The sequence below is a fragment of the Hutsoniella sourekii ATCC 700629 genome, from assembly GCF_000518205.1.
In the GTDB taxonomy this organism is placed as follows: Bacteria; Bacillota; Bacilli; order Lactobacillales; family Aerococcaceae; genus Hutsoniella; species Hutsoniella sourekii.
Window position 1 is genome coordinate 69,464 of the sequence record NZ_JADD01000012.1, and the last position, 9,435, is coordinate 78,898.

The window sequence follows — 9,435 nt, forward strand, 5'->3', positions numbered from 1 at the left end:
TTAGTTCATAATTCTAATAAGATGAGGCAAATGCTTGAGATTAGAGACGCCAGAAAGTATAACCAGCTTGAATGAAGGCATCCTTGTCTAGAATACTCTTAACATCAATAATGACACGTTCATGGTTAGCGAGTTCAGGATCAAATAGACTAGCGATCTCGTCCAAGGAGAGGTCCCGGAATTCTTGGTGGCCCACAGCAAAGACAAGACAGTCAGCGTACCGAATTTCTTCTAGATCCTGGAGGTCAACTTGGTAACTCTGCTTAGCAGCTCTTGGATCGGCCCAAGGATCCACGACCAGGGGTTCGATCTGGTATTCTCTAAGGCGGTCAATGATATCTGCTACCTTGGAGTTACGCGTATCTGGTGTGTGTTCCTTAAAGGTTAGACCTAAGATGGCGACCTTGGATTTGAGTGGGGTCTTACCAGTAATGATTAGTTGCTTGATAATCTTATCGGCAATAAATTCACCCATGCCATCGTTAATTTGTCGGCCGGCTGAGATAATCTGGCTATGGTAGCCCAAGTTCTCTGCCTGGTAGACAAAGTAATAAGGATCTACCCCAATACAGTGGCCCCCTACCAGACCCGGCGTAAAACCGAGGGCATTCCACTTGGTATTCATGGCATCAATGACGTCCTTGGAGTCAATCTCCATCCGGTCAAAGACCAGGGCCAGCTCATTCATAAAGGCAATGTTGATGTCACGCTGGCTATTTTCGACCACCTTGGCAGCTTCTGCTACCTTGATACTGGACGCCTTATAGACACCCGCTTCGATGATGATTTCATAGATTTTAGCGACTTCATCCAAGTAATCGTTATCGGCCACCGAGACAATCTTGGTGATCTTTTCCAAGGTATTGACCTTGTCGCCAGGATTGATGCGCTCCGGTGAATAACCGACAATGAAGTCTTGACCATGTTTGAGGCCTGAGACTTCTTCAAGCAAAGGGATGCAGACATCTTCGGTGACTCCCGGGTAGACAGTGGATTCATAGACAATGATGGACCCCTTGCTCAAGTTCTCGCCGATGGTACGAGTAGTTGCTGTAATGGGTGTTAGGTCAGGGGTTTTGTCTTGGTTAATCGGTGTTGGAACTGATACAATGAGAAAAGACGCTTGACTCAACTCTTGAGCTTGGTCAGTGAAGTGAAGGGTCGTTTGAGCAATAACCTCATCACCCACTTCACGAGTTGGATCGATGCCAGCCTTATAATCAGCAATCTTTTGTGAGTTGATGTCGTAGCCAATGGTATCGACGTGTTTGGCGAAAGCGATGGCGATCGGCATACCAACATAACCTAAGCCGATCACGGCTAACTTGGTTTGACGGTCTAATAAGCGTTGATAAATAGACATGATATACTCCTTATCTTGTGAGTTTCTAACTTTGAATTCGCTATGTATTTTAACATTAATTATTATAGCAAGAAAGACTAGCTTGGCAAGAAGGGGAGCTTTTAAAGGAGGGACAGATGAGAAATTATTCGATTGATAAGGGGAAGGCAGTTGCTATCTTGCTAGTGGTCTTGATTCATGTGACAGCCTTGAGTCCAGAAGCCATCCGCCAGGAATCTAGCTTTTACCAGCTGGGGCACTTGTTTTTTGGCTTGGGTGTGCCTTATTTCTTTGCTGTCTCAGGTTATTTGTTGGCTGACCAGTCTAGCAGCCAACAACAAAGCCACATAGTAAAAATGCTGAAACTCCATCTCTGGGCTTCAGTCTTCTATTTGATCTGGGATTCACTCTTGGAAGGAGTGGGGCGGTTGATCCAGGGACAGTTGCTCTGGACTCAGCTAGAAGCTTTTCAAGGCTTGACTTGGTTGGGCTTGGTCAATGGGACCTGGGGTAAATATCACTTGTGGTATTTGTGGGCGCTAGTCTGGGGCCTGGGGATCTGGTTATGGATGCGGAAGCTTCATCCCCTCCTGGCATTAATTCTGACTTTTGCTCTTTATTATCTTTTGTTTGATCAGGCTTCCTTGATCCCACTTCAAGACTGGTTTCGTTATGGCGGTTGGCCCAAGGCCTTGTTGTATTTGAATTTGGGACGTTTGGCAGGCATCTATAGTCCTAAGCTTACTAGGTCAGGGCTGGTCATGGGCTTACTAAGCGGGCTGGGTCTGTATCTCTGGAGCGAGTATCAAGTTAGTGCCTGGTGGCTAGGGGAAATGTTTTGCTTGGTCATCAATTTCTGCCTGTTAAGCTTGATGCATCGTTATCCCGGGCAAGCATCTAAATGGGCGCAATGGGGTCAAGAGAGTGATGCGGTTTATATTATGCATGTAGCGGTCTTAAGCTTACTAGCATTGGCCTTGCCGAGTCTGGATTACCGGCTACAGTGGCCCTTGTTTACCGCCCTTTGCTTGCTATTAAGTCCAAGACTCTACCAACAAGTTCAGAAGCTTTATTTTCTGGATTGAATTTTGAAGCGGGCATGCTATACTTAAATTAAGATAAGGGGGATCCTCATGACCAAGATTCGCAAGGCGATTATTCCAGCAGCAGGCTATGGAACCGGCTTTTTGCCGGCTACCAAGGCTCAACCCAAGGAGCTCCTGCCGGTTGTTGATAAGCCAATCATTCAATTTATTGTCGAAGAAGCGGTTGCTTCAGGGATAGAAGAGATATTGATTATTACCGGTAAACATAAACGAGCCATTGAAGACCACTTTGATTCGAATGTAGAACTGGAACAGAACCTAGAAGAAAAAGGCAAGCAGGACCTACTGAAAATCGTCCAATCCACGACTCGGTCCAACCTATTCTTTGTTCGTCAATCTTATCCAAAAGGCTTAGGAGATGCGGTCTATCAAGCCAAGGCTTTTGTTAATGATGAGCCTTTTGTAGTCATGCTAGGCGATAATATTCTCTACAGTGACCAGCCTGTAACTAAACAGTTGATGGACCTCTATGAGGCCCTTCCAGCACCCAACTTGGCCGTTCTTCCAACGGAGGCTACTCGCGGTAGTCAGTATGGCTTTATTGAGATTGACAAGAAGCTTGGCGAGCCAAAAGATACCTATAGTGTCAAGCACTTCGTCGAGAAGCCAGGACCAGATAACCTTCCGAGTGAATTAGCCATTGCGGGCCGCTATATCCTTCCACCTGAAATCTTTGGCATCATTGAGGAATTAGAGCCAACGGTGGATGGAGAGATTCAACTCACTGATGCCATCGAGAAGCTCAACCAAACGCAGCGAGTTTTTGCCCACCAAGTGGAAGCTAAACGTTATGACGTTGGTAACAAGATGGGCTACATGGAGATGAGTATTGACTACGGTCTCAACCACCCTGAAACCCATCAAGAACTGAGCAATTACTTAATTAACCTAAGCCGAGAATTGGCGGCCGATCAATAAGGCCGGGAACAAGTAACTAAGAATTAAAAAAGCATCAATCAAGGTCCTCTCCAAATAAATAGGGAGTGGCTTGATTGATGCTATTTTTTTAAGAAGGACTTGCTCTGGATTAGCCATGAATAGTCTGGCTGGCATAACCCAAAAGCATTTGTTGGAAGACTCGCTCCTTGCAAGCACCCAAGGAGACTTGAATCACCTGCTTGGCATTGCGGTTGATCCAGAAGCTAAAAACGAGTTCTTGGTCTCTAGTCCAAAGGAAGGAATCAGGGTTACTTGCCTGCTCGAGACAGAAATGATCGGCTTCCTTAAGGTTGATCCAGTCTTCATCACTGGCGTCCTCTCGTTGGATTTGAATAAAGAAGGCATGGCGGTTCAAGTAAGGTACTTGAAAGTGATGGGCACCCGTGCGTTGAGAGATTCGCTGGCGAACTTGGGGGAGTTGGTCGCCTAAGTGGCGACTCCAGCGTTTAATAACTTGAGTAGGGCGTAACTTAGAGCGATAAGTCTGGCCGTTCGTGGCTAGAATGAGTGAACGGGTGCCGGTCTTATTGACTAGTCCAGTCTGATCTTGGGCGGGTAGAGCCAAGATATAGATTAAGTTTAAGCTAAATAAGGTACTTTCATCTAATTCAATACTGGTGTAAAGGAGTCGCTCTAGGTCTTTAGCTTTCATGCTTTGCCCAGCTTCGATGCGATGGATAACCTTCACGTTTGGATCTTGTTGCATATCTTTTTCCTCCGAAACATTGTAATTTCAGATTATCATAGACATTAGGCAATAACTAGCTCTCCTGTGTAAAGATTAGGTTAAGAATCACGTCGACTTTCACCTCTAGTATATTGGTTACAATCTAGGCGGATTCTTGTTATAATGGTGCAAAGGGTGTGAGCTAATGGCAAGTCGTGAACAAGTGGTTCAATGGTATGTCAACCGTTTGGGAACAGTAACCTATTCCAAGAAGCAGCGCAAGGGACCGGATAGCTATGATAGTTCAGGTGCCCTGTTTCAAGCGCTGATTGCAGGTGGCTACCTGCCCCCGAATTGTCATATCGGCAGTATGTCTACTCTTTTTCATTTGGAGGGGTCCCTATTGCAGCCAATCAACTACCGGCAAGTGCAACGAGGCGATATCTATTTGAGCGGACCGCGCCGGCTTTTTTGGCATAATATTGGTGAGGCGGGAGTTGCTGTTAGCGGCCATCAGTTTATTGCCTGCCGCGAGCAGGGCATGGGGATTAGTCGGTCGAACGTAAGACCGATGACGCCATGGACTAATTATTACTACCGCTTAAGCATCCCTACTTGGGACCAGTCGCCCAAGCTTCGCATGACCCATAAGCGAATGGTTTACCAAGGATTTACCCATTGAGACAAAGTTAATCCTAGTAAATTCAACTAAGATTACTATTCGGTTAAATCCGTGTTAACTGCTTTATTAAATGAATCTAAGATGGTAAAATGAATAGAAAACGATACTTATCAACAAGTTATTTATAATTTAGAAAAGGAGCCATGTTCTTCAATGAAAAATATTTGGACCTATACAAAAAGAACAGTTACATTGTTAGCTTCTCTAACAGCCCTACTTCAAGCACCCGCTGCTCTTGCCCAACAGTATCATACGGTACAAGGTGGCGAGTATTTACTAGGTATTGCTAATGCTTACGGCGTGAGTGTTGGAGACTTAATGGAATGGAACGGATTAACGAGTGATTATTTAGATGTAGGCATGACTTTAAATGTAGATGGCTATGGTCAAGGCTACAGCCCTCAAGCCAGCTATAGCCCGTCTTATTCTAGCGATAGCGCTACTTATGTCGTTCAACCTGGAGATACCTTATCTGGTATTGCCGCTGCCTACGGTACGACCGTTGACAGCTTGATGGCTGCTAACGGCTTAAGCTCAAGCTATCTTAATGTAGGGGACCAATTAGCAGTTGCCGCTGGTGGAACCACTTCATTGGTTCAGCCAAGCTATTCAAGTACATACACTGAATCTTATAGTGGAACGGATTGGTCTAACTATTATACAGTGAGCCCTGGAGATACCTTATCTGGCATTGCTGCCGCCTATGGGACAACAGTGGATAGCCTAATGGCCCAAAATGGTTTGGGATCTACTTACCTGAATGCAGGTGACGTTCTATACGTACCGAATGGTCCAGTTGCTTATGCACCTTCTTATGAGGCAAGTGCTAGTGCTCCGACCCCTTCAAGTTCAACATCATCAGCTGATACTCAAGCTGCGACTACCTATGTGGTTCAAGCAGGGGATAACATCAATGATATTGCCCAACGCTACGGAGTCTCTGCCAGTGATATCCTAACTTGGAATGGTTTAGCCAGTGATTATCTCTATGCTGGACAAGAGTTGATTCTTTACCCGCAAGGCCCTGTTGAAACGTCAGAAACCATTACAATTGGTCAAACAGATGATGGTCAAGATATTACACTCGACCTATCTAAGTTACCTGAGGCCGCTCGTCCTAGAACTCATATCGTCAAAGAAGGCGATAATGTCTGGCGTATTGCCCAAGAATATAACGTTTCCGCTGAAAGTTTACGTATTTGGAATAACTTGAAGGATGATCAGTTGACTATTGGTCAACGTATCTATGTTTCTAACCCTGCCTTTATTCCATCTATCCACCTGGTGAAGCCGGGCGAGAACTTGGATACCATTGCCCAAGCTTACCAAACTAGCAAGGATAATATTGTTCGCTGGAACAACCTTCAAAGTGAAGAAGTCAGCGAAGGGACGCAATTAATTGTCTCTGATCCGGATCCTAAGACTCACCAAGTCGTTCCGGGAGAAAGACTAGAGGAAATTGCAGAAACATATCAAGTGACTGTGGAAGATTTACGCAAATGGAACAAAATCCCTAGCGAATCGACGATCATTAACGGAACCTTAATCGTTTCTGACCCAACTGGCATGACTCCTTCTCCTGCTTCAGAATCTAGTGAATCAAGTCTTAACTCTGAAGATAGCTCTTCACAAGAAGCCGTTTCTTCAGTGGATGAGACGGAAGTAAGTTCAGAAGAAGCAGCAAGTTAAGTTTTAACAATAATAATTTACCGGAGTAGACATGGCGCTACTCCGGTTTTGTGTTTGATAATAATATTTTACTCTTTAGCAACTTTGTCATGAACTTTACGCAATCTTTACCTTAAATTTACATAAAATTTACGTTGAAGGATTATAATAGGGTTGTATCCTAGGATACACGTAAATAGACCAATTAATGTTACGGTAATTTAATGAGTGAGATCTAACACCTAACACTTACATCACTACTACTTCCCTATCAATTCTTTCCCGATTACCGTAACATTAATAAGCCGGCCCCTCTTTCCCTGGAGGGACCGGCTTTTTTTAACTGAAGCTTTGCCAAGCGGCATAGCGTCCTGCTAGTGTCCCTGTGACAAAGGCAGCGGTGATATTATATCCGCCTGTATAACCATTAATGTCTAGTAACTCACCACAGAAGTAGAGACCATTAATGAGTTTAGAGGCCATGGTTTTGGGGTCAATTTCTTTGACATCCACTCCACCACCGGTGACAAAGCCCTTATCAATAGCTTGCGAACCGTAAGCTGTAATTGGGTAATCCTTGATAAGAGAGACAAGGTCTTTAGCTTCTTGGTGGTCTAATTGCTTGTAGGCGATAGTAGGATCAAGTTTGAGACGGTTACAAAGAGCTAGCCCCATCCTCTCCGGCATCCATTCTTTCAGAAGGGTGATAACTTGGCGTTCACGAAATTCTTGGCAAAAATGAGCCAGATCATCAGTGGACAGATCAGGCGTCAGATCAATGGACAAGTGGGCTGTCTCTCCTGGGTGGTCTTTTAACCATTGGTTAACATGACCGGAACAACGCAGAATAGCGGGCCCCGAATAACCAAAGTGAGTAACAATCATATCCATTTGGTGGCTGGTAATCGGTCTTTTTTTGTGGTTGACTTGATCCCAGAAGCTTACTTTAACGTCTCTTAAGGAGACTCCTTTAAGGCTATTATTGGTGATCTCTGGGTCATGAGATAGGAGCGGGACCTCGGTCGGGTAGAGCCAGGTTACAGTATGGCCAGCTGTCTTGGCCCAGGCATACCCGTCACCCGTGGCCCCTGTCCGGGGATAAGTCTTTCCACCAACGGCCAAGACGACACTCGCTGCTTGATAGACTTGTCCGTCTTGACATTTGACACCCTTGATTTGTGCCTGGTCTTCTTCAAATAACAAGGATTGTACTGGTTGCGAGTATTGGATGGTCACTTCTCTATCTTCAAGTAGTTGGAGGAGGGTATCGAGGATTGTTCGAGCCTTGTCAGTGGTTGGGAACATCCGCCCATGATCTTCTTCCTTAAGCTCAACCCCATTATCTTGGAAGAATTGAATAATATCTTCTTGATCAAATTGATTTAGAGCACTATATAAGAATTTCCCATTACCAGGAATATGAGCAATCAGCTGGTCTCGGCTGGTGCGGTTGGTGACATTACAACGTCCGCCACCAGATAAGAGTAACTTGCGTCCAGGAACCTTATTCTTCTCTAGAATCAGGACACGAGCCCCTTGTTGGCTAGCATTAACAGCTGCCATCAATCCACTCGTCCCGGCACCGACTACTATTACATCGTATTTATTCATTGAGTTGAGCCTCCTCTAATAAGTGTCAACCTCATTCTAGCACAGCCCACTATGAGATAAAATCAAATAAATTCTAAAAATAATTGGCAAGAAGGATTGACTTTCAAGTCTTAGATGGGTTACAATAATTGACGGTATTGTTTGCCCCACTATAGAGCCCCGGAAACTCAATAGTAACGTCAAACAAAACATTTATATTGGAGGAAAACATCGTGCGTCAAACATATATGGCTAAGAAAAACGAAGTTGAACGCAATTGGGTAGTACTTGATGCGACTGATATTCCATTAGGTCGTCTGTCTACAGCAGTTGCTACTATCTTACGTGGCAAAAATAAACCTACTTACACTCCTCACGTTGATACTGGGGATTTCGTCATTGTTATCAATGCTGAAAAAGTTGCCTTAACTGGTAACAAGGCTTCAGATAAGATGTATCACCGTCACTCTGGTTACATGGGTGGATTGAAATCTACTTCAGCTGGTGACATGCGTCGTAACAAGCCTGAGCGCTTAATTGAACTATCTGTTAAGGGAATGCTTCCTGACAACCGTCTAGGACGTAAACAATTCACTAAGCTATTTGTTTATGCTGGTCCTGACCACAAACACGAAGCACAACAACCCGTTGAAGTTGACATTCAAACATTAATTTAAGGAGGGAGAACTAAATGGCTAAAGTACAATATTTAGGAACAGGTCGTCGTAAGAACGCTTCAGCTCGTGTACGTCTAGTGCCTGGAACTGGTGAATTCACTATTAACAACAAATCTTTAGATGAATACATCCCATTCCCTCACTTACACGAAGTTATCAAGCAACCATTTGCGGTTACTGAAACTTTAGGAGCATATGATATCCTTGTAAACGTACACGGTGGTGGCGTTTCTGGTCAAGCGGGTGCTATCCGTCACGGAATCGCTCGTGCTCTACTAGAAGTAGATCCAGACTTCCGTCCAGCCCTTAAACGTGCAGGTCTACTTACTCGTGACCCACGTATGGTTGAACGTAAGAAAGCTGGTCTTAAAGGTGCCCGTAAGGCTCCACAATTCTCAAAACGTTAATTATTATTTTACGTTCAAGCTCTCCTATTGGAGGGCTTTTTATTATGATGAATTGCAATAATTATTGCGACAAAAAATCATTCTAACTGAACAAGTTCGTGCATGAATACCTCAAAGGGCGTCTTAAAATTTAAACACTTTCTAGGTCGATTGTTTATCAACCATAGCGCATTGAAAAGTTCATCTTCCGTAATTTTAGCTAGATCTGTGCGTTTAGGAAAGAATTCTCTCAGTAATCCGTTGGCGTTCTCGTTAGTCCCTCTCTGCCAAGCACTATAAGCATCCGCAAAGTAAAAAGCGATCTCTTGTTGTTCGATGTCAGAATAACAAGCAAATTCTTTCCCACGGTCAGAGGTG

Annotated in this window: 10 protein-coding genes; 6 read left to right on the forward strand and 4 right to left on the reverse strand. The window is 44.4% G+C overall.

Features of this window, described 5'->3' with window-relative positions:
* Positions 1-40 precede the first annotated feature (40 nt).
* Positions 41-1,363, reverse strand: coding sequence for a nucleotide sugar dehydrogenase (locus tag T408_RS0103435; RefSeq protein ID WP_028118705.1), 1,323 nt, complete (start codon positions 1,361-1,363; stop codon positions 41-43).
* Positions 1,364-1,479: 116 nt separating this feature from the next.
* Here T408_RS0103435 and T408_RS0103440 point away from each other — a divergent pair, with 116 nt between their 5' ends.
* Together T408_RS0103440 and galU are read left to right on the forward strand one after the other, a co-directional pair.
* Entirely contained in the window at positions 1,480-2,427 is a 948-nt protein-coding gene (locus tag T408_RS0103440) for an acyltransferase family protein (RefSeq protein ID WP_028118706.1), read from the forward strand.
* 48 nt (positions 2,428-2,475) lie between these two features.
* The gene (galU, locus tag T408_RS0103445) at positions 2,476-3,366 is read left to right on the forward strand and encodes a UTP--glucose-1-phosphate uridylyltransferase GalU (protein WP_028118707.1); all 891 of its coding nucleotides are present in this window, start codon (positions 2,476-2,478) and stop codon (positions 3,364-3,366) included.
* A gap of 109 nt (positions 3,367-3,475) precedes the next feature.
* Here galU and T408_RS0103450 read toward each other — a convergent pair whose 3' ends face one another.
* Positions 3,476-4,093 (reverse strand): hypothetical protein, encoded by a 618-nt coding sequence (locus T408_RS0103450; RefSeq protein WP_028118708.1) that lies wholly within the window; start codon positions 4,091-4,093, stop codon positions 3,476-3,478.
* 166 nt (positions 4,094-4,259) lie between these two features.
* Between T408_RS0103450 and T408_RS11690 the strand changes: the two genes are divergently transcribed.
* Together T408_RS11690 and T408_RS0103460 are read left to right on the forward strand one after the other, a co-directional pair.
* Positions 4,260-4,736, forward strand: coding sequence for a peptidoglycan amidohydrolase family protein (locus tag T408_RS11690; protein WP_051444771.1), 477 nt, complete (start codon positions 4,260-4,262; stop codon positions 4,734-4,736).
* A 153-nt stretch (positions 4,737-4,889) separates the two neighbouring features.
* A complete protein-coding gene (locus T408_RS0103460; RefSeq protein ID WP_028118709.1) occupies positions 4,890-6,425 on the forward strand; it encodes a muramidase family protein in 1,536 nt (511 codons plus the stop codon).
* Between the two features lie 318 nt (positions 6,426-6,743).
* On the opposite strand, the gene T408_RS0103465 is transcribed toward T408_RS0103460, so the two are convergent.
* Positions 6,744-8,015 carry a BaiN/RdsA family NAD(P)/FAD-dependent oxidoreductase gene (locus T408_RS0103465; RefSeq protein WP_028118710.1) on the reverse strand — a complete coding sequence of 424 codons (1,272 nt, stop codon included), beginning with the start codon at positions 8,013-8,015 and terminating at the stop codon, positions 6,744-6,746.
* Positions 8,016-8,227: 212 nt separating this feature from the next.
* On the opposite strand from T408_RS0103465, the gene rplM reads away from it, so the two are divergent.
* A complete protein-coding gene (rplM, locus tag T408_RS0103470; RefSeq protein WP_028118711.1) occupies positions 8,228-8,671 on the forward strand; it encodes a 50S ribosomal protein L13 in 444 nt (147 codons plus the stop codon).
* Between the two features lie 14 nt (positions 8,672-8,685).
* On the forward strand, positions 8,686-9,078 hold the full coding sequence (gene rpsI / locus T408_RS0103475; RefSeq protein ID WP_028118712.1) for a 30S ribosomal protein S9: 393 nt from the start codon (positions 8,686-8,688) through the stop codon (positions 9,076-9,078).
* A gap of 77 nt (positions 9,079-9,155) precedes the next feature.
* Here the strand turns inward: rpsI and T408_RS0103480 are convergent.
* A partial coding sequence (locus T408_RS0103480) for an IS30 family transposase (RefSeq protein ID WP_028118713.1) occupies positions 9,156-9,435 on the reverse strand: 280 nt, incomplete at its 5' end.

Excerpts from the sequence above, each read along its gene's own strand:
- T408_RS0103435 (WP_028118705.1), bottom strand. The coding sequence starts at position 1,363 with ATGTCTATTTATCAACGCTTATTAGACCGTCAAACCAAGTTAGCCGTG.
- T408_RS0103440 (WP_028118706.1), top strand. The coding sequence starts at position 1,480 with ATGAGAAATTATTCGATTGATAAGGGGAAGGCAGTTGCTATCTTGCTA.
- galU (WP_028118707.1), top strand. The coding sequence starts at position 2,476 with ATGACCAAGATTCGCAAGGCGATTATTCCAGCAGCAGGCTATGGAACC.
- T408_RS0103450 (WP_028118708.1), bottom strand. The coding sequence starts at position 4,093 with ATGCAACAAGATCCAAACGTGAAGGTTATCCATCGCATCGAAGCTGGG.
- T408_RS11690 (WP_051444771.1), top strand. The coding sequence starts at position 4,260 with ATGGCAAGTCGTGAACAAGTGGTTCAATGGTATGTCAACCGTTTGGGA.
- T408_RS0103460 (WP_028118709.1), top strand. The coding sequence starts at position 4,890 with ATGAAAAATATTTGGACCTATACAAAAAGAACAGTTACATTGTTAGCT.
- T408_RS0103465 (WP_028118710.1), bottom strand. The coding sequence starts at position 8,015 with ATGAATAAATACGATGTAATAGTAGTCGGTGCCGGGACGAGTGGATTG.
- rpsI (WP_028118712.1), top strand. The coding sequence starts at position 8,686 with ATGGCTAAAGTACAATATTTAGGAACAGGTCGTCGTAAGAACGCTTCA.